This window comes from Bradyrhizobium sp. LB11.1, assembly GCF_040549385.1.
Lineage (GTDB): Bacteria > Pseudomonadota > Alphaproteobacteria > Rhizobiales > Xanthobacteraceae > Bradyrhizobium.
In genome coordinates this window covers 178253-196353 of record NZ_JBEPTH010000007.1, presented here as the reverse complement: position 1 = coordinate 196353, position 18101 = coordinate 178253, and the positions used below count along the sequence as shown (strand labels likewise).

Annotated in this window: 28 protein-coding genes and 3 pseudogenes; 7 read left to right on the top strand and 24 right to left on the bottom strand. The window is 61.0% G+C overall.

Features of this window, described 5'->3' with window-relative positions; translation table 11 throughout:
* Positions 1-19: 19 nt before the first annotated feature.
* The 7 genes from ABIA96_RS20320 to ABIA96_RS20290 form a co-directional block, all read right to left on the bottom strand.
* Complete coding sequence (locus ABIA96_RS20320) at positions 20-1285, bottom strand: CaiB/BaiF CoA transferase family protein (protein ID WP_354138818.1); 1266 nt, start codon at positions 1283-1285, stop codon at positions 20-22.
* A gap of 233 nt (positions 1286-1518) precedes the next feature.
* The gene (locus tag ABIA96_RS20315) at positions 1519-1947 is read right to left on the bottom strand and encodes a GNAT family N-acetyltransferase (RefSeq protein WP_354138817.1); all 429 of its coding nucleotides are present in this window, start codon (positions 1945-1947) and stop codon (positions 1519-1521) included.
* Positions 1948-2010: 63 nt separating this feature from the next.
* Positions 2011-2310, bottom strand: coding sequence for a hypothetical protein (locus ABIA96_RS20310; RefSeq protein ID WP_354138816.1), 300 nt, complete (start codon positions 2308-2310; stop codon positions 2011-2013).
* On the bottom strand, positions 2307-2690 hold the full coding sequence (locus ABIA96_RS20305; RefSeq protein WP_354138815.1) for a hypothetical protein: 384 nt from the start codon (positions 2688-2690) through the stop codon (positions 2307-2309). The genes ABIA96_RS20310 and ABIA96_RS20305 overlap by 4 nt, the downstream gene beginning before the upstream one ends.
* Positions 2690-2932, bottom strand: coding sequence for a hypothetical protein (locus ABIA96_RS20300; protein ID WP_354138814.1), 243 nt, complete (start codon positions 2930-2932; stop codon positions 2690-2692). The genes ABIA96_RS20305 and ABIA96_RS20300 overlap by 1 nt, the downstream gene beginning before the upstream one ends.
* The gene (locus ABIA96_RS20295; RefSeq protein WP_354138813.1) at positions 2932-3081 is read right to left on the bottom strand and encodes a hypothetical protein; all 150 of its coding nucleotides are present in this window, start codon (positions 3079-3081) and stop codon (positions 2932-2934) included. Before ABIA96_RS20295 ends, ABIA96_RS20300 begins: the two co-directional genes overlap by 1 nt.
* 2 nt (positions 3082-3083) lie before the next feature.
* Positions 3084-3770, bottom strand: coding sequence for a hypothetical protein (locus ABIA96_RS20290; protein WP_354138812.1), 687 nt, complete (start codon positions 3768-3770; stop codon positions 3084-3086).
* A gap of 102 nt (positions 3771-3872) precedes the next feature.
* Here ABIA96_RS20290 and ABIA96_RS20285 point away from each other — a divergent pair, with 102 nt between their 5' ends.
* The gene (locus tag ABIA96_RS20285; RefSeq protein ID WP_354138811.1) at positions 3873-4619 is read left to right on the top strand and encodes a class I SAM-dependent methyltransferase; all 747 of its coding nucleotides are present in this window, start codon (positions 3873-3875) and stop codon (positions 4617-4619) included.
* Here ABIA96_RS20285 and ABIA96_RS20280 read toward each other — a convergent pair.
* The 7 genes and pseudogenes from ABIA96_RS20280 to ABIA96_RS20250 all read right to left on the bottom strand — a co-directional run bounded on the left by ABIA96_RS20280 (position 4612) and on the right by ABIA96_RS20250 (position 8182).
* Positions 4612-5613, bottom strand: coding sequence for a phage tail protein (locus tag ABIA96_RS20280; RefSeq protein ID WP_354138810.1), 1002 nt, complete (start codon positions 5611-5613; stop codon positions 4612-4614). The genes ABIA96_RS20285 and ABIA96_RS20280 overlap by 8 nt on opposite strands.
* Before the next feature lie 66 nt (positions 5614-5679).
* The gene (locus ABIA96_RS20275; protein ID WP_354138809.1) at positions 5680-5901 is read right to left on the bottom strand and encodes a hypothetical protein; all 222 of its coding nucleotides are present in this window, start codon (positions 5899-5901) and stop codon (positions 5680-5682) included.
* A complete protein-coding gene (locus tag ABIA96_RS20270) occupies positions 5867-6343 on the bottom strand; it encodes a hypothetical protein (protein WP_354138808.1) in 477 nt (158 codons plus the stop codon). The genes ABIA96_RS20275 and ABIA96_RS20270 overlap by 35 nt, the downstream gene beginning before the upstream one ends.
* A gap of 8 nt (positions 6344-6351) precedes the next feature.
* Positions 6352-6618, bottom strand: coding sequence for a hypothetical protein (locus tag ABIA96_RS20265; protein ID WP_354138807.1), 267 nt, complete (start codon positions 6616-6618; stop codon positions 6352-6354).
* A gap of 196 nt (positions 6619-6814) precedes the next feature.
* Positions 6815-7240 carry a hypothetical protein gene (locus ABIA96_RS20260; protein WP_354138806.1) on the bottom strand — a complete coding sequence of 142 codons (426 nt, stop codon included), beginning with the start codon at positions 7238-7240 and terminating at the stop codon, positions 6815-6817.
* 305 nt (positions 7241-7545) lie between these two features.
* A pseudogene (locus ABIA96_RS20255) lies at positions 7546-7857 on the bottom strand (phage terminase large subunit); the annotation flags it as partial.
* A 28-nt stretch (positions 7858-7885) separates the two neighbouring features.
* Positions 7886-8182 (bottom strand): hypothetical protein, encoded by a 297-nt coding sequence (locus ABIA96_RS20250; RefSeq protein ID WP_354138981.1) that lies wholly within the window; start codon positions 8180-8182, stop codon positions 7886-7888.
* A 713-nt stretch (positions 8183-8895) separates the two neighbouring features.
* On the opposite strand from ABIA96_RS20250, the gene ABIA96_RS20245 reads away from it, so the two are divergent.
* A complete protein-coding gene (locus ABIA96_RS20245) occupies positions 8896-9150 on the top strand; it encodes a DUF3551 domain-containing protein (RefSeq protein WP_354138805.1) in 255 nt (84 codons plus the stop codon).
* A 120-nt stretch (positions 9151-9270) separates the two neighbouring features.
* On the opposite strand, the gene ABIA96_RS20240 is transcribed toward ABIA96_RS20245, so the two are convergent.
* From ABIA96_RS20240 to ABIA96_RS20225, 4 genes are all read right to left on the bottom strand, one after another.
* Entirely contained in the window at positions 9271-9438 is a 168-nt protein-coding gene (locus ABIA96_RS20240) for a hypothetical protein (RefSeq protein WP_354138804.1), read from the bottom strand.
* A gap of 414 nt (positions 9439-9852) precedes the next feature.
* Complete coding sequence (locus tag ABIA96_RS20235; RefSeq protein WP_354138803.1) at positions 9853-10101, bottom strand: hypothetical protein; 249 nt, start codon at positions 10099-10101, stop codon at positions 9853-9855.
* A gap of 108 nt (positions 10102-10209) precedes the next feature.
* Complete coding sequence (locus ABIA96_RS20230; protein ID WP_354138802.1) at positions 10210-10458, bottom strand: hypothetical protein; 249 nt, start codon at positions 10456-10458, stop codon at positions 10210-10212.
* A gap of 238 nt (positions 10459-10696) precedes the next feature.
* Positions 10697-10957, bottom strand: coding sequence for a hypothetical protein (locus ABIA96_RS20225; RefSeq protein ID WP_354138801.1), 261 nt, complete (start codon positions 10955-10957; stop codon positions 10697-10699).
* Between the two features lie 288 nt (positions 10958-11245).
* Here ABIA96_RS20225 and ABIA96_RS20220 point away from each other — a divergent pair, with 288 nt between their 5' ends.
* The gene (locus ABIA96_RS20220; RefSeq protein ID WP_354138800.1) at positions 11246-11431 is read left to right on the top strand and encodes a hypothetical protein; all 186 of its coding nucleotides are present in this window, start codon (positions 11246-11248) and stop codon (positions 11429-11431) included.
* A 19-nt stretch (positions 11432-11450) separates the two neighbouring features.
* On the opposite strand, the gene ABIA96_RS20215 is transcribed toward ABIA96_RS20220, so the two are convergent.
* Positions 11451-11624: a DUF3606 domain-containing protein gene (locus tag ABIA96_RS20215; protein WP_354138799.1), complete on the bottom strand. Its 174-nt coding sequence runs from the start codon at positions 11622-11624 to the stop codon at positions 11451-11453.
* 162 nt (positions 11625-11786) lie between these two features.
* Between ABIA96_RS20215 and ABIA96_RS20210 the strand changes: the two are divergent.
* A pseudogene (locus ABIA96_RS20210) lies at positions 11787-11950 on the top strand (divalent metal cation transporter); the annotation flags it as partial.
* Between the two features lie 563 nt (positions 11951-12513).
* Here the strand turns inward: ABIA96_RS20210 and ABIA96_RS20205 are convergent.
* The 4 genes from ABIA96_RS20205 to rocF form a co-directional block, all read right to left on the bottom strand.
* Positions 12514-12810, bottom strand: a complete 297-nt coding sequence (locus ABIA96_RS20205; protein WP_354138980.1) for a hypothetical protein — start codon at positions 12808-12810, stop codon at positions 12514-12516.
* Between the two features lie 104 nt (positions 12811-12914).
* On the bottom strand, positions 12915-13454 hold the full coding sequence (locus tag ABIA96_RS20200; RefSeq protein WP_354138798.1) for a c-type cytochrome: 540 nt from the start codon (positions 13452-13454) through the stop codon (positions 12915-12917).
* Positions 13441-14712 (bottom strand): sulfite dehydrogenase, encoded by a 1272-nt coding sequence (gene soxC, locus ABIA96_RS20195; protein ID WP_354138797.1) that lies wholly within the window; start codon positions 14710-14712, stop codon positions 13441-13443. The genes ABIA96_RS20200 and soxC overlap by 14 nt, the downstream gene beginning before the upstream one ends.
* A gap of 160 nt (positions 14713-14872) precedes the next feature.
* The gene (gene rocF, locus ABIA96_RS20190; RefSeq protein WP_354138796.1) at positions 14873-15850 is read right to left on the bottom strand and encodes an arginase; all 978 of its coding nucleotides are present in this window, start codon (positions 15848-15850) and stop codon (positions 14873-14875) included.
* 194 nt (positions 15851-16044) lie between these two features.
* Here rocF and ABIA96_RS20185 point away from each other — a divergent pair, with 194 nt between their 5' ends.
* The 3 genes and pseudogenes from ABIA96_RS20185 (at position 16045) to ABIA96_RS20175 (ending at position 17479) form a co-directional block, all read left to right on the top strand.
* On the top strand, positions 16045-16305 hold the full coding sequence (locus tag ABIA96_RS20185) for a hypothetical protein (protein ID WP_354138795.1): 261 nt from the start codon (positions 16045-16047) through the stop codon (positions 16303-16305).
* Positions 16306-16506 (top strand): annotated as a pseudogene (locus tag ABIA96_RS20180) (ShlB/FhaC/HecB family hemolysin secretion/activation protein); the annotation flags it as partial. It lies immediately after the preceding gene.
* 142 nt (positions 16507-16648) lie between these two features.
* Positions 16649-17479 (top strand): alpha/beta fold hydrolase, encoded by an 831-nt coding sequence (locus ABIA96_RS20175; RefSeq protein ID WP_354138794.1) that lies wholly within the window; start codon positions 16649-16651, stop codon positions 17477-17479.
* Positions 17480-17653: 174 nt separating this feature from the next.
* On the opposite strand, the gene ABIA96_RS20170 is transcribed toward ABIA96_RS20175, so the two are convergent.
* Positions 17654-17995 carry a phasin gene (locus ABIA96_RS20170; protein WP_212328811.1) on the bottom strand — a complete coding sequence of 114 codons (342 nt, stop codon included), beginning with the start codon at positions 17993-17995 and terminating at the stop codon, positions 17654-17656.
* Positions 17996-18101: the final 106 nt, after the last annotated feature.

The window sequence follows — 18101 nt, the reverse complement described above, 5'->3', positions numbered from 1 at the left end:
CCGCAGCATGCTGTTCTGCTCAGTCCGTGGTGGCCTTTCGCAGCCCAAATACCCCTTTTTCGACCAAAGCTGCAATCCGACCCTCGTCGTAACCAAGCGTCTCGCGCATGACGTCCTCGGTGTGCTCGCCCAATAACGGCGCAGCCACCGGATCAATGGCCGCCGTCAGGCTCATGTTGATCGGCGGCTCGATGTTCGGCACCCACTGCGCCGTGCGATGCGGGATCCGGCTCAAGCGCGCGCGTTCACGTGCCTCGGGCGCATTGAATCCCTCCGCGACGGTCCGGAGATAGCCCACCGGGATATTGGCCAGCTTCATTTTCGCCATCCAGTTCTCCAGCGTGTCGCTCGCGAACACTTCGGCAATGGCTGCGCGCAGGAGTTCCTTGTTCTCGGACCGCGCCTTCCGCGTGGCGAACTGCGGCTCGTTGATGAGATCCGGTCGCTTCATCACCTCGACCACCAGTCGCCGATACAACCGATCATTAGCGCAAGCCATGTAGAGCGGACCGTCCGATGCCTCGTAGACACCGACGGTGGGGGACCCGCTCGGCGAGTTTCCGAACCGTCCCGGGTTCTCGCCGTTGATCAGATAGGCCATGCCATAAAAGCCGGTCATCCCCATGGCGACGTCGAACAGGGCGACCTCGACATGCTGGCCGCGACCGAGACGATCCCGCGCCAATAGCGCGAGCAGGATCGCATTGCAGGCAGACATCCCCGTCGCCATGTCGACGATCGGGGGGCCGGTACGAACCGCCGGACCATCAGCGAACCCGTTGAGCGACATGAATCCGCTCTCCGCCTGCGTGATGGGATCAAAGCCAGGGCGCGAGGCAAACGGTCCGGTGCGTCCGTAAGCGGAGATCGAGCAATAGACCAGCCGCGGATTGAGCGGCACGACGGCCTCGTAATCAAGACCGAACTTCTTCATCACACCGCTTGAAAAATTCTCCACGACCACGTCCGCTTTGCGGATCAGATCCAGCGCGATCTCGCGCGCCTCCGGCACCGCAAGATCGAGCGCGATGCCGCTTTTGTTGCGGTTGAGGCTGAGATAGGCCGCACTTTCGCCGCCGATGTCGGCGTGCTCATAGGCACGCGTGTCGTCGCCACCATCGGGATTCTCGATCTTGATGACGCGCGCACCGAAATCGGCCAGCGTCTGTGTGCAGGCGGGACCTGCGACCACGCGCGTGAAATCGACGACGAGCAGACCATCAAGTGCGGTTGGTCCTCCCGCCGCCCGCGACGGACGTTCCGGCAATTGAGGCTTGGTGGACATCCTTCGCTCCCTTACATCGGCTTGTGCTCGCCGAATTCCAGCAAGCGAACTTAAAGCCCGGCAGGGCCGGCTTCGCAAGTGCTCCCACAACAACGCTTCAATACGCAAAAAGGACCCGGCAGCGGTAAAGCTGCCGGGTCCTCGGGCATTCCAGGTGAACAAGGCCGCGCCACGCCGGCGCGTACCACTTTTGACTTTGCTAAGCTCCCGTTCCACGCCACGGGAAACCCTGCTCAGCGAAGCGACCTACGCCAATAAAGCGTATGCGACCAGGCCCAAGGCACGTCTGGTTCATAGAGCCGATAGCCCGCCCGGATGAAATTATTGGCGGATACCGGATTGTCGGTCGTATCGGAGACGATGCTGTCCCAACCGATGCGCCGCCCCCGCGCTTCGACCGCCCGCATCAGACGGAATTGAAGTCCCTTGCCCCAATGCCGCTGCAAAACTCCGACTCTGGAGAAGTAGCCGCTATTCCGTGCATAGGTAGACGGCACGACACCCGCGAACGCGACCGCGTCATCGGCCTCATAAGCGAGCCACCACGCTCCGAGGTCAAACTTTGGCATGGTCGCTGCATCGAAGAACGTCAACCGATGCAGATCAACCAAGGTGTCGGCGACGTCATCATCAGACGCATCGACCATACGAATTCTGTACATTGCATGCCCATTGGAGCGGAACGACCTTGATCGGAGTGCGGCGACGTCACCGCCACGAGAGGCTCACTTACTCAGCACAACCTTCACGCCGAGCCAGACGGCACCCATCAGACCGGTGGCAATCACCGTAATCACAGCCTTGAAAGTGTAGCTCTGCGCCTGCTCCACGCTCCTTCGCCACCGCCGCAGATGCTGGAAGTCAGCTCTAATTTCCTTTCGGTCATCATCTTCGATCCCGAAGGAAGCCAGCACCGACGCTACGGCCTTCAACATGATCGCGTCGATGCTGTCTTGCTGGAGCCTGTGCTGCTCGGCCAATATCTCGGCGACGATCGCTCTGATTTCATCATCTGGCATCTTCACCGCTTGATGATCCTTGCAACATTCTCGAAGCCGCGCTTGGCGAAGTAGAAGGAAACGACGAGGTTGGCGGTGATCGCCGCGAACCCTGCCAGGGGATCTGTTGATCCGAGCCCGAGAACCTTGTCCCAGACAAGGAGCTTCGCGAAATAGATCGTCACGCAATATCCAATCAACTTATCCGGCTCGTACCAATAGCCGAGCTCCGCCGTTCTATACTGCATGACGGCTTTGGTTTCGGCCGTCTGCGCCGCGATCTCGCTCGCGGCGAGATCCGCCGCAATTCTGGTATCGACATTCTCTGCCTTCAGCTTCGCGCTGTAGGCGTCGATCAGGGCCTTCACGACGGGACCGCCAAGGAACGAGATGATCGTGATCCACATTAACTTGTCCTTCTGAGCGTTCGCAGCCGCGCAATGATCGTCACGACGGAGATCGCAAGCAGGATGCGTCCCGTAACCTTGACATCACCGATCGCCGCGCTGATTTGGTCCTTGACGCCGGGATCGCCGAGAGCGTCGGCAAGGTCATCGACGATCGCGGCCAATGCACCGGCGAGCGCGATGCAGTAGCTCCAGGCAATCGTCATGGAGTGCAGGCAGGCCGCTTTGATCCTTGCGGCCATCAGAGCATGTCCCGCAGCAGTCCGAGCTTGGCCTCGAGCGACTTGACCTGGGCCTCGGTGCCGGTCGCGAACCGCAGCAGCGCGTCCTTGCAAAACCAGCAGGCGCCGAAGCCAGCGGCGAAGACAATGACGTCAAAAATGGTCTGCATGTTCATTTCCTCCCAAAAATCGTTCTGATTAAGTTGACGAGGAACGCGCCGATCGAGCCCTTCGACGGGTTCATCAGTGAAGGCCGGGCCGGATCGCCGCTCGGCGAACTCTTCGCGATCTTTGTCCCGGCAAAGCGGATGTTCGGATCGAGCTCAGTCAGCGCGATCAGCAGCGCCGCACACCCCAGCTGCGGATCGACCTTGCGGGAATCGTAGAGGCCGTCGCGCACGTATTTTCCGGCCCGGTACTGGTTGGTCCCCGACCAGAGATAGGGCGACGGCACGGCACGGGCCGCGTAGCCGATGCCGTTGTAGGTCTCGAGCGCGGTCAACGCGCCGGCGATCGACCAGTCTTTATGGCGCGCGAGAAACGGTGGACACCTGACCAGCGCATCGATCGCCGCAGCCTCCCAGGAATCAAAAGGACCTCGCCCGGCCGGAATGTGAATCGACACCCGGTTCCAGGGATCGCCCTGCGCCAGGGACGCACTCCATTGCTGCGAGGATTCCCGTTCGTGGATGACCGCGATGGCCGGCCAGGGAACGCCGGTCTTAGCCTCCACCACCTGATATCGCTTCTTGGCCTGGTAGAGGTGCAGCGCAATATTGGCTGCTTCCGTCTTCCGGGTCAGCTTGGCCTTCGCCCAGCGCGAGGCGTTCGCACGTTGCAGTGCGTTAAGGTCTACCATGGGTTGCTCGGATTAGGGTTGTGGGTGTACGTTCGGCCCTATGCTGGACCGTCTGCTAAAACTGCCTGTCGAGTCCCTGTGCGAACCCGATGAAACGGAGACTTGATCTCAACAGTTGAGCTCATCAGACGGAGGCTTTCATTCGCCAAACCGTTGTTAGAAGCGATATTTTCCCTTGAAGCCAGATTGTCGGAACGATGGACCGCCGCCGCCCATCGCCGACTATTTCTCGCTCAATGGGGACTGCATCCCCTGCCCGAGTTTTTCGAGCACAAGATCGGCCTATATTGGTCTTGGGAGGCGACGAACGCTCCTCACTGGGTCGAGCGCGGCATCTTCTCGCTTCTTGCGATGAAACCTGGCTGCAAAGCTTTAGAGCTTTGCTGTGGAGACGGATTCAATGCTCATTATTTTTATCGTGCTCGCGTAGGATCGATGGTTTCCGTTGACTTCGATCCCAAGGCAATTGCCTATGCCAATAAGCACTTCCGCGCGCCGAATATCAGATATGAACTCGCTGATATCAGGACCAATATGCCAGACGGCGTTTTCGACAATGTCGTTTGGGATGCCGCCATTGAGCACTTTACCGAAACCGAAATCACCGAATTGATGTCGAGCATCAAGCGGCGCCTGACGCCTGAAGGCATCCTGTCAGGGTTTACCATTGTCGAGCGTCTAGACGGTAAAAAGTCGCTTTCTCATCACGAATATGAATTCAAATCGAAGGATGACCTCGCCCGCTTCCTGGAGCCCCACTTCAATAATGTCAACGTTTTCGAAACTGTCTATCCTGACCGACATAACCTTTATTTCTGGGCATCCGACGGCGCCATTCCTTTTAGATGATGCGGATCAGCTTGTTGGCGATGATCGTCGGTTGAACGTTGGGGTGAGGATTTCCGCTACCGGCGTTGGTGTTCGTGATCGACATCGGAGCGGAGGTGTTGTTGCCCGTGTTCGTAGTGGTGGCGCCATATTGAGGTGTCGTACCTGTCGCACCTGCGCCGCTGACGCTGGCTTGAAAGCCCGCGGGTCCCCAGGGATGGGTATGCCCCAAATCGTTCAAAGTGTTCGCGTGGCTGTGGCTTGCGAGCTGAGCCGTCGTCAGCGTGTTACTTTCAAGGCCTCCAACAGCGCCCAAGGACGCCGCGCTCGCCCCGAAATAAGTCGAGGTCAGCCGGCTTACAGCCGATCCTCCCATATCATCCTTGCCGGCGACAACCCGCCCGCGAAGGTCTGGGACATTGAACGTCGTCGAGCCGTCGCCTGAGCCGTAGGTAGTACTGAGAAGCGAGAATAGCGTCGAATAGGTCGCTCGCGAGATCGCCTGCCCATATGCCAGCACGAACGAACTGTTCGGAGCCGTCGCACCGAAGAAATCGATGCAACAGCCGATCGGCACGTTGTAGGGATTGTTGAAGAAGCCAGCCAGATAGAAAGCGGCATCTGCATTGTTGTAGAGCGCCGCATAGGGCGTTCCCTGGACGATCGTGCCGGCCGGTAATTCAACTCCTGGCGCCGACCGGAGCGGCTTGGCTCCCAGGCCGTCGACGTTGATGGTGACTGTCGCGCCATTTGTCGTGTGGGGCGTGAACGCGATCACCTGCCCGCTCAGCTGCAACAGCGACTGAAACACCTGGTACGAGTTCACGGCGTAGGCGGTGCTGGTCCCGCTTGTCACAATCGCGCCGGCGATATCATCGCGGTGCTTCGCTATCGCCGCCATCATCGCACGCGCTGAGTCGTTGACGCTGGAGGGGGACTGCCCCTCGGCCCAGTTGATTGTCGAATCGATCGTTGCGTCTGCGGACGCCGTCTGAGACCATTTGTAGAGAGTCATTTCGCATCCTTGATATAGAGGCAGACGCCATTGCGGATTCCCAGGGCAACCTCGCCCTCTGGACCGTCAGTCCGGATTCTTCGCCTCGCTGCCACACAGCTCGATATATTGCGCGCAACGGCAGGTTGGAGCGCGGGCCGTGAGCAGGTTGCGGATCACACCAGGTGGCACTCCGGGGCTCTGGCTTGCGATTTTCGCCACGCGCGCGTCGATGACGCCATCGATCTCTGCGCGCAGTTCCTCGATCCGCTCTTCAAGTCTCGTCGCGCGCTGCTGCTTCGTCGCCATGTGTCGTTCCGTCCTTTATTTGAGTTTCAAGCGCCGCCAGCTTGCGGCTGACGGATGCCGCCTCGTTCTGCGCGCGGCGGAGCGCACGTTCGCGTTGCGCCTCGTGAGATGCGAGATAGGCCTGGATGTCGTAGGGAAGCGTGCCGAACCGTTCCTTGAACCGCCCTGGCCAGGATCGCGGCGGATCGACCGCCGCAACAGCGCTCATCGCAGCCGCGCCGGGCCCGCCAAGCGTGGGGTCGGCGAGACCGAGCGACGCGTGCATCCGAGATATCTCCTGCACGGCCGACCAGAGCCGATCCACGCCGAGGGATGCACAGTCGTCCACGAAGCGCGCTACGGACGAAGGCGCCGCCGGGCAGGCAATCAAATTGTGCAGATCGCACCACCGAACGAATACCGGCGCATCACGTAGCCGCGCCCGCGCGAGCGCCGTCAGCAACGGATGGGTCATCGCTTCGCTTTGCGCAGCTCCTCGTGGAGACTGCCCATACGCCGGCGCAGATCGACAAGCTGGACCCGCCTTCGCAAGTTGTGAGGGCTCGAATCGATCTCACCGCCCAGCTCGGCATCGAAGCGCTCGAGCGCAGCGACGCGCTTCCTCAAGCCGTAGAGCGCAAAGTTCTCCGCGATCCGATCCGGCGACATCGGCTCGCCGTAGAGATTTCCGGTGATGGACTCGGCACGTTCGATGAAATTTCTGTGGTCCTCGCTCATGGTGCGTTCTCCTATCTAAAATTCACTTTGCTCGGCCGGCGCGTGGCCAGACGATCGATGAAAGCCACGGTCACAAAGATACTGCTGGCGTGACATGCCGATCCGTTCCCGCAATCGACGCAAGGATCGCGAGTGGATTCGGCTGACGATTAAGGCGATGAAGACGGACTAGAGGCGTCCCGGATGCCGAACTATCTCATATCTGAAAATTGGAGATACAGGAGCCCCAAATGGATATTTTGGACGACTTCATTTCTCTTGCGAGCGTGCCCATCGTAGATGCGCAGCCAAAGCATTGGCTGAGTAAGGTCGCCTTCAGCGCGCTGCTCCCCGCCCGAAAATAGCAACAACCGATACTGCGGCTACGACCGCCGTCGGCAAAGACGACCACCTTATGGCGCCCCGAACGCTGTACGTTCAACGCTATCGTCAGATCCGATTTCGTCAGCTCTATCGTGCAGCGCCTCTCATACTGGCATTCCTTCGAAGTCCCCTCGTCGTTGAGCGCGCTCATCGCGCTTGCCGCAACGTCGTCGCCCGTCGTGCCGTCGAAGGCATAGGAAACGGTATAATCACCGGCAAATGCATTGGCCGGCAGAAGAAGACCCGTCGCGACAATCATGACAGACAAAATTCTGTTTGCACAACGTCTCAATTCGGAGCCAAACAAGATACATCTGTATCTTCGTTCGGCCAAAGCCTGACGCTACACTCGCTTCACCGTCGACCGGCTGTCTTCGCCTGGTAGAGCGCGACCGCGTCCTTGAGATCGCCAGAGCTGGAAAGCCGGGCGCTCAAAGCACGCAGATCATGCTGATCGCGCTCGCCTCGGCTGGCCGCCATGCCCGGCCTTTGCACCGGCGGTATCGGCTTTGCCGTGACGGCATCCCTCGCTTTCATCATCAGCCGGTATTTGCCGGCATCATACTGCAGTCCGCGGAAGATGATCAGCCCGTCGCCGGGCGTCTCGATCTTGTCGCTATAGAGCTTGAAACCGTGGCCGAGCCCGAGGCTCGCGATCTTGCCCTCGATCAGCCGCTTCGACGATTGCGCCAGCGTCCGCTGCGCCTCGCGAATGCAGACCGCGAGCGTGCCGCGCTCGGCCTGGCAGGTCTCGACCAGCAGCTCGCCGAAGAAATGCGATTTGCCCGAGCCGCGTCCGCCGTAAACGCCCTTGTAGCGTGCGGGTTTCAGCAGCGGCGCGAAGATCCTGGCGGTTGGAATTTTCAAGGTCGACATTGCGAGCGCCTCTTCTCCAGCAATGGCGCTAGGACTCCTCACCGCCCGACTTTTCCGGATGCACGATGATGCGCTCGATCCGGTGGATCAATTCCAGCACGCCGTCTTCGTCGTTCTCGATCGGCTGCGCCGCCTTGCCCCAGCCGCGATCGAGGATCGCGTTGGCGGCCGAGATGCGGGCCGCCGGCGTCGCATCGTCACTGCGCATGATGCCGACGAGAACCCTGACCGCCGTCCTGGTGTGACTGCGCGCCAGCGAGCGGATCTCGGTCAGCGTTCGCGCCTTCGAGGCCCTCCTGGCGACGGGCCGGTAGACGTCCGCCATCTTCGGCTCGTATTCAAGACCATCACTCAAGCAAAAATCTCCCACACAGCAATCGCGACCAGGCCCACAAGCGCGAGCGATATCAGATAGGCGGTCATCGTTCCTCCAACGAAAGCAACAGTGCGGCAGATCGCGAGACGACGCGCGATCGTTTCGGCGCGAACCTTATCCCCGTTTCCGGGGACCGCGGCGGCGCAAGCAAAGGCTCGCGCCGCGGGCCGGCACGTTCGCGCGTGCACGGCCAATCAACGTGGTTCGGACGGCGGCGCGCTTGTCGGCGCTCCATGAACGCGTTTCAACGAGGGCGAGGCCGCGATGCGCGGGACGCCGTCCGATTCCAGAAATCGAAACAAAAAAGCCCGCAGCGGATGCGTCCCGCGCGGGCCTGACAAACTCGTTTCGATGATGCCACTATGCCGGTGTTTTGCCCGACGTGTCAAACTTTGTCTGCAATTGGGATCGAGGCCATCGTGATGGCGACGATTGCGATCCCGCGACGATATGAAAAAATCCCGCGGCGGATAATTCCGCGCGGGCTGAACCAATCTTTTCAATGATGGCATTTTGAAGTGAAGAAGCCCGCCGCAGACAGCACCTCTTCGCACGTCCTTTGCTCCGGGAGCGCGGCTTGGTATTGTAGCCGTGCATGGAGGACCTATCTCTGTGTCGGCAGTGCCCTGGAAGCAGGGTCTGCAAATCCTCGGAGTCACATCATGCGCGCGCTTCCCTTTCTCCTCCTCGCCTGGATCGCAATGCTTGCGCCCGCTCCAGCCTCAGCTCAACGGTTCGGCGGCAGTGCTCCGGTGTGCATGCAGAAGTGGGAATGGGGCGGTTCCTCCTCGATCTACTGCGAGTATAGATCTTTTGACGAGTGTCACGCGGCCGCTGCGGGCCTTTCGGCGATGTGCTTGCAGAACCCTTATGCGCAACGCCCGTCCTATCCAGACCGCAGTCCGCGTCTCCGATAGGCGCCCATGCAAAAGCCCGCTGCGGATGCGTCCCGCGCGGGCTGAACCGAACTCTTTCGATGATGGCATTGTGCCAGTGTTTTGCCCGACGCGTCAAACCATATTTCGCTTTCGTCGAAATCAAGCCTCGTTCAATCCGGCACCGCGATCGACCACGGCCGCTTCGCCCTTGGCGGTGAGCTCGAAGGTGTCGCCATCCTTCTGCACGTAGCCCTCAGTGATGAGCCGGAACAGTTCGTCCCGCTTGTCATCGCTGAAGGCGATGGACTGGCCGATGTCGCAGAGCACGGCGATCCGGGTGGTCTGTCAGCATGGAAGCCTCCTGACGGGACAGATCCGAGGCCGCAGGCTGTTCCATTGCGACGCCAGGCGGGCTCCGCCTCGACATCAAAAAGCCCGCCACGGATTGCACCGCGCGGGCCTGACTCTTTCGATGATGCCATTGTGCCGGTGTTTTGCCCGACGTGTCAATTCGAGAGAACGGCCCCGGCGCTGACGGGGGGGCTTTGGCGCCGAGGCCGCCATTCCAGGCCGGTCATCGGCGGGCGGACCGGCCACATAATAAATTCGGGTTCGGAACCGAAAGTTCCTAACGGAGCCACGGGTGGTCGTGCGGGCCCCGGCGCAGCAATCTCGCTGGCACCGCCCGAACGCGGCGAGATGTCCGGTCGCGATCGTTCTGTCGGGAGGATGCCAAGTGGCTTACGCAGCGCGCGACAACTCCGCCGCGCGCTCTTCCCGTCCCTGCAGCATGGCGATCGAGGCCCGCAGATTGTCCCTGCGCGACCGCAAGGCCAGCGCCAGCATCGAATAGGTCGCACTGCCGGGGTCGGCGTTCCCGGCATTGCGCTCTTCCTCGGCAATGTCGCTCTCCAGCATCTGGATCCTCCAGCGCAGGTCGGAGATCAGAGCGCGGAGCGCGGTCGCTTCGAAACGGGACGTTGTCTGCATGTGATCGCCTCAATTTGAAACGGCCCGATGGGCCGGGCCTGGATGAAGACGTCGTGCAGCAAGAGAGATGCCAACTTTGGGAGGAACCAGAGCATGAGCCTGAGCCCCTCACTCGTCCGCCAGCTTCCGCTCGATGTAGGCATCCACCGTCTCGGCGAACGAGCGCTGCACGCCGACCGACGTGACATGCAGCTCAAGCGCATCCCGCCGAAGCACGCGCAGGCCACGGCTGCGTACGCTGACCGGCGCCATCGCCAGATAGTCGTCGATGGCGCCCATCGCCAGCGGGATTCCTTTCGGGTCTCCTCTGGCGATCAGCAAACGCAAAAAGCTCAGGCAATCGGCCAAACCCGGCATGGGTTCGCCTTAGCTGCGCGCGGATTTCGGCTTCGGCCCCCTCTCGGGCTGGGTATGGGTCCCGAACAACGCCAGCAGCAACGCGACTTCTTCCTTCGAACCGATCTGGATCATGATGATCTCCTTTTCGCTCCGTTGGTCGGGCCTAATGGCCACGGAGTTCAGGACGATCTGGTTTCAGGCGTGTTTCAAGACTGTTTCGTCGTCGGTAGAGGACGCACCGCGCGAGACTGATCGCTCAGACGTTGGGCTGCCACCCGATGATCGCACCGACGAGGCATAGCAGCGCGCCGAAGGCCGTGCCGCCCATCTGCATCCAGTACCGGATCGGCATGGTGTCTCGGTCAAACTCCTGCCGCGACCACCGCGACCAGTCCAGCCAATCATCGCTGACGAACAGGATCTTTCGTTCCAGATAGCCATTCCAGACCTTGCGGGCGCAATAGATGCTGATCCCGATCGCAGCGAGGCGATAGAGGAGATCGAGCGCGGCATTCATACAAGCATCCGTTCGTCAAATCGGACTGCCAATGACCAAGCCGTATGGCCGATCAGTCGGCAAGGCCATTGCGGCCATGGCAACAGGTCTGCCTGTCTAGGTGTCGCCGGGGCGGATGCAGGTTCAATCGCGACCGTGATCGGTGCGATGTCTTATCGTCCAGGTGTTTTGTCGTTCAAGTGTTTTGGCAGACGATTCAAACTTTATTCGAATGCAAGGAAACGGATTCGGCGGAACGAAATCTCTCCGCGCCATGCTGGCACATGCCGTTCTCAGGAGAGGGAGCCGATGTACTACGTCGCCGCCGTATTGCTCGGGCTTTCAGGACTGTTCTATTCGGCTGGCCGTCACGAGCTCGGCTCGTTCGGCGCTGACGTGTGCAGCTATGGCGGCACGTTCTGCGACAGCCCGATGGTCATCTTCACAGGCGCAGCGCTTGCCGCCGCCTGGGGCATGTTCGTCAGCATCAAGTAGGACGCAAGGACGGACCGGCTTAGACCGCCAGCTCCTTACGGACGGCGGCCGCCGAATTGCCCACCTTGTCGACAGCCTGTTGCAGCTTGTCCCTGGAGACGCCGAGCGCGTGGGCCCAGTACTTGACCTCCCAGGCCTCGTGCATGTTGATCTTGCTGCGATCCGGCTGCGCGCGTTTCGTCAGATGGTCCATCGCCACGTCCTCCATAGGACAGAGAACGCGGCCATGCACCCGCCGTTCCGAAGCGGACCAGGGACGGCAGGCTCGCCGTCGACGATCTCAACGTGCTTTCGCAAGGGCATCGCGCCCCGTCGCAAGCAGGGTCACGGCCTTGTCTCGAAGCGCAGGTGTGGGAGCGCCGTGCTCAACGGCATCGTCGCTGTCCCGAACATGGCGATGATGATGCTGATCGTCTCGAACGGGACAATCGGTCGTGGCTCGTCACGCTGAGCTGGCTCGGCACCGCGCTGACGGTGCTGGCCGTCCTTGCTTTGCTCGGCTCGTCCGTGATCGGTTAGAGCGGCGATAGCGCGGCCGAAATCTGCGACGCAATGACGAAGGCCACGAACACGGCCGGCACGCTGATGAACCGCAAGAATTGATCGACTGAAAGCATTGTTGTCTCCCCAAAGACAAAGCGCCCTTGCCCGCCGCGCTACTCCACCCCTCGCGCGACGTGCTGATCGGCTGTCAGAAACCGATCGGAAACGGCGGCCCCACTCATCGTGAGAAGCGCCAAAACCGAAATCATAGCTAAAAACTGCATGCCTCCTTGATCGGTTCCGATTGTGGCCAAAAAAGTCTGGGCTTGGCGCAATTTCGGGACGATCTCAAGAAACATCATGATTCCGGGGAATCTACGGGCTTTCCGCCAACACGGCCAAATGAACGCCTGGCCAAGTGTTAGCCGGCTTCACGATAGTCGATCATTACCCTAACAATTGTGGCTGGGCCCGGGCTTGCCATCTGATCATTCCGGACCACCCGGGCCGGAGGCACCGAGCCGAACGAAGAGGCTCTTCGCGTCCATCCGCCGAAGACCACGCGCAGGCTCCTCAACTACGGCCACAAGAACCGACGCCTACGGCGTCACGGGGTTGACGGTCGGGGACGTCCTCGGCCCCGGCCGCTCCGGCTCAATCGCCGATTTTGGCTCGGTCGGAAGCACCTTCGCACCGGCGGCTTGCGCCGCTTCACCGGTGGTGTGATACATCGCAACGTGTGCTGGCTGTGTCTTGGCGCGATTCCATGGCCCATGATCAACGATCAACATCGCAGCAATCGTCACGCCGGCCACAATCAGAGCGATGACGCCGGGATGGCGAAACGCCGAGGACATGGAGTTTGCGAAACGGTTAGTTGCCATCGAAGGACCCATCATTTTTTCCTCTCGCAGGTTAATTCAAATGCGGCCCGCGAGTTCCGCGCCTGATTTAAGCAAGTTCCGAGCCAATGCACGGAACTTGACCGTCTCCATTTCGCTCACTTCACATCAGGTCGAGCATCGCCGACGAACTTATCGCGGTTCGGCATTTTGATCGCCGCGAGCGATTTCGCATCGAGCGTCGCATCCGCTCCGACCAGCCCATTCAGATTCAGGACATAAGCGGACACCGCGTAGACGTCTTCATCGCTCAACGACTGCGGCGCATTCTGCGGCATGGCGCGACGGATATAGTCGAACAACGTTGGCGCATAAGGCCAGTAGCTTCCGACGGTGCGGATCGGCTTGGCGGTCCCGATTGTACCCTGCCCGCCGACGAGGCGATCACCTAAACCGCCCTCGCCGCCTTCGCCGTGACATGACGCACATTGCTGAGCGAACACCTCGCGACCATGGCCGACCGAACCGCTCCCCTTCGGCAGATTGCTGCCGTCCCGCCCGATATCGATGTTCCAGCCCGCGATCTCCGCCGCCGTCGCTGGCCGCCCGATTCCATAGGGACTTTGCGCCTGCGCGCCGTTCGCTGAAGCGCAGACCAAGATGATGAAGGCGACGCCGCAGATTTCACGCCAACGCATTGGTCACCTCCCCGTCGGCTGCGACGCGCCAGGGCCAGATCGCGTTGTTGTGGTAGAAATAGTTCTCGCCGCGCACCGCGAGCAGCTCGGCGAGCGTCGGCTGTACATACCCTGTTTCGTCGATTGCGCGGCTCTGGATCACTGCGGGCTTGCCGTCCCATTGCCAGGGTAGGCGGAAGCGCGTGAGGGCACGAGTCAGCACCGGTTCCTGCAATTGCGCATCCTGCCAGCTCTTACCATCATCGACGGACACCTCGACCCGCTTGATCGTGCCATGACCACTCCACGCGATGCCTGTGATTTCGTGGAAGCCGGGTGGGTTAAGACGCTGGCCGCCCGAGGGACGCGTGATGATCGACTTCGCTTCCATGTAGAAAGAGAACTCTCGTGCCGTACCGTCCGGCAGGAGGTCAGTGTATTTCGAGGTCTCCTCGCGCGAGTAAGCCGGCTCTGCCGTCACGTGCAGGCGCCGCAGCCACTTCACGTTCATATTGCCTTCGAACCCCGGCAGGAGCAGCCGCAACGGATAACCCTGCTGCGGACGAAGCCGCTCCCCGTTCTGACTATAGACGAGCATAGCATCCTCAAGGCATTTCTCGATGGGAATGCTTCGGGTTAACGCGGCAGCGTCGGCGCCTTCAGCGATAATCCATTTGGCTTCCGGCTTCAGCCCGGCCTCCTGAAGCAGCAGCTTCAGGCTGACGCCCGTCCATTCGGCGCAGCTCAGCAGGCCGACGAGGTCCGACGCAGTCTTGCCATAGGGCTTGGTGTAACCGGGATTGCCAGAACATTCGAGAAAGTGGATGCGCGACTCCGAAGGGAAGCGCCGCAGATCATCGACGGTGAAGATCAGGGGCCTTTCGACGAGTCCGTGAAGCATCAGGCGGTGTTGCGCCGGGTCGATGGTCGGAACGCCGCCGTGATGGCGCTCGTAAAATAGGCCATTCGGCGTGATGATGCCGTCGAGCTCCTGCAATGGCGTGCGGCCGGACGCTGAGATGTACTGCTTGAGGTTCTTCGAGATATTCTTGACGACGCCCTTTTCGAACGGCGACGGCGTGCCGTAGGGCTGGCTTCCCATCGGATCGCCCGGCGCTTTCATCCAATCGGGGACGTTGGGCGGAAGGTTTTCCGCGTCAGCGGCGGCCGATCCACCAGCGCCGAGAACGGCGCCACCAGCCACCACAGTACTGCCTTGCAGGAAGCGACGGCGTGTGGTTCGGGCGGATTTGTCTTCGGTGTCGATTGTGCTGCTCATTGCGGACCCTCGGTTCAAGCTTGGCCCGTATGAAACCTTCCGCGAAAGGCATTTGCAATTCGCGTGCATTTCAAAAGCAGGCGATTTCGATCACGAGTTACCTAAATCCGCCGGCAGCGGCAGCAGTTCCATTCTTTGCGATGCACAAACGGTTCGCGCGTTACTCACCCGGAGCGATTGCATTGCTGGGCGTCGGCCGATCGGTGATCTGTTGGCCGAACAGGCTGCCGATCAGTTCGACCGCGGTGCGTGCGGTGCGGCCGCGCTCATCCAGAAATGGATTGAGTTCGACGATATCGACCGACCCAACCAAGCCGGAATCGTGCAGCAACTCCATGATCAGATGCGCCTCGCGGTAGGTTGCGCCCCCCGGCACCGTGGTGCCGACGCCCGGTGCGACGCAAGGATCGAGAAAATCGACGTCGAAGCTGACATGCAGCACGCCGTTGCTGGCCTTGACGCGCTCGATGACGCGCCGGGTCAGTACCGCTACGCCGAACTCGTCGATCTGGCGCATGTCGACAACCCTGATCCGGCGTGCGCGCATCAGCTCCTTTTCGAGCTTGTCGATTGAGCGCGCGCCGAAGAGATCGAGCCTGTCCGGATCAATCGAGACGCGCGGATCATCGCCCAGAAGACCATCGAGGCCCGCCTCGCCGCAGAGGAACCCCGCCGACATGCCGTGCATATTGGCGGTGATCGTCGTCTCCGGCGTATTGTAGTCGGCATGGGCATCGAGCCAGAGCACAAACAGCTCGTGTCCGCGCTCTCGCCAATGTCGCGCCATCGCATTGACCGAGCCCATCGACAACGTGTGGTCGCCCCCGAGGAAGATCGGCAAGGCGCCGGTTTGCGCAATCTCATAGCCGCGACGACTGAGGATGCGCGTCCAGCGTTGGATTTCGCGGTAATGATTGGCCTTTTCCGGCGGCCTGTCGACGAGATCGCTGACCTCAGCGACGGAGAGATCGCCGTGGTCGACGACTTCGAAATCCAGGCTCTCGAGCAATGCGGCAAGGCCGGCGGTACGCAGCGCGGCCGGCCCCATCAGGGTGCCACGCTGCGAGGCCCCCATGTCGATGGGCGCGCCCAGCAGCGCGATGCGCCGGGCTCGATCCGTGATGGTTCGATCGGTCACGGCAATCTCCAGAGATCGGCAAGGCTGCACCAGCGTAACAGAGATTCGCATCCGTCGTTTCACGGGGGAGCCGGAACAAAATCCCGCGCTCTACATTTTCACTGCGAGGCCGGCACCCGCCGTTCAAAACGGCGCTTGTCGCGGATAGCCAAAGGTGCCGGCCAGAGGTTCTTCGTCAGGTCTGGAGGTCGCGCTTGAGCACGGACATACCGCAGCCCAATCCTCCGCCCGGCATGGCCGAGCGCGCCATCGATGCTGCGACCGACATGTCGCACACCATCGGCGGGGTTGCTGGAGGTCTGCGGGCCGCCGTCGATCGCCTCACCTACGCGCTCGATGAAGCGCGGAAGCCTGGACGGCCGCTCTCCACAGTGGCGGCGATCACGCGCGAGGCGCCCCTGGCCAGCCTGTTCGTCGCTTTCCTCTTTGGCGTAGCGGTTGCGCGCCGGCGCTAATTAAGCGCCGGGCTGGCGCTGACGTCGGCCGGTGCTGGCATACGGTTCTTCCTGCCGCAGGATTTCCAGGCAGATTTCGGCGTGGCCGTGCCCTTGAGCTACCGGGCGCCAGACAATGAGCGCCGCAGCCCGCGCTTCCTGCTCATCCTGTCGAGCGCGTTTAGGCTCTGCCCGGAGCGCGGCAAGGACGGCTGCCTCTAGCCACGCGACCTTCGCCGCGATGCGGCCCTTTTGAGGCTCTTCTCACAGACTTGCCTAAATTTAATCCCGTAATGTGCTCACGATCGCTCGATCTGGGCGTTTTCAATAGCCATGTTCAGTCAAAAGTGATTGAGACGGAACTATGAAGAAGGTGTTTGCAGTTCTGGCCTTTCTCTGCGTCCTCGCGGCGGGCCAGTATGTCATCGTCAGCAAATTCGCGATCCGTCACGAGGTGCTGTCCTTGTTCGACCCCGCGCGTCAGCGGCCGATCTCGGTCGAGATCGCGGTGCGGCGCGACTACGAGACCAAGGCCAATCTCGGCCTCTGGAAGCTTCCGGTCGCCATCATCAGCAACGGCAACACCGTCAAGGCCACCGAGTATTCCTTCCTCGCCAACGTGCTTGCCGCGCGCGGCTATCTCGTCGCCAGCATCCAGCAAGATCTGCCGACCGACCCGCCCCTGATGACCCATGTTGGCCAGCAATATGTCGGCCGGCGGGAGGTCTATATGCGTTGCGAAGCCAACATCCTCTTCGTGCTGAATACGTTGAAGGGAAGGCAGCAGAATGCCGATTACGATCACGTTACACTGGTTGGTCATTCCAATGGCGGCGACGTCTCCATGTATGTCGCCCAGCAGCATCCCGAGCTCGTGTCGAAGGTGATCACGCTCGACAATCTCAGGGTGCCCTTCGTGCTCAACAACCGCATGAAGATCCTGTCGTTCCGCTCCAAGGATCCGCATTTCCAGACCGACCCCGGCGTGCTGCCGACGCCGGAAGAGGCCAAGGCACGCGGCATCGACATCATCCACACCGGTGCGCAGCATACCGAGATGAGCGATCGCGGGCCGGACTCGGTCAAGGAGAAGATCCAGGCGACACTTGACCGCTTCCTGCTCGACAGTGCCAGCAGCGCGCTCGCGCCCGCCGATACGACCTCGCCGATGATCATGAATCCCGGCGACTACTAGCCGGGACGCTTTGCGGCAAATCCCTGCCGGATGAACCGACAGGGATCAGCAGAAAGGATGACGGGCGGCGAATGAGGTTCATCCGGTGGCAACTTTTGGACCTGCACCGGCATTGCAATGCCCAGCGTGTCACCGAGCAAGATCATTCTGTAAGCAAGCGGCGGCCTCGCCAAATCAGGATTTGCCCTTGCCCGGCTGCATGAAGTTGCCGGTCATCTGACGCATGTGATCGCCGGCATTGGTGAACTGGCTGCGCAGGAACTCGGACTGGATTCGCATCGCCTCCTGAACATCGGTTGCGTGAACCAGCTTGCGAGCGTGTTCGAACGCCGCCTTCATGTTTTGCTCGGTGAAGGCGAGCGCCTGCTTGGATACGTCGGCGCCCGCTCCGGGAACGGACGACATCGATTTTGTAGCGGCATCGAAAAACATGCCGAATGCCTTCTCGGCTTGGTCGATGGTTTTCTCAGCCAGGTCGCGCAGTTCGGCCGGAACTTCGAGCTTTGGTTCGATCATGGTCGTACTCCTCCCCTTTTTCCTGACTGATTATCACATTTGCCGCACCGCCTTCCAGCAGCCAAACTCCGGCAACGGACGCCACTTGGCGGTCCGCTTTCCGGTC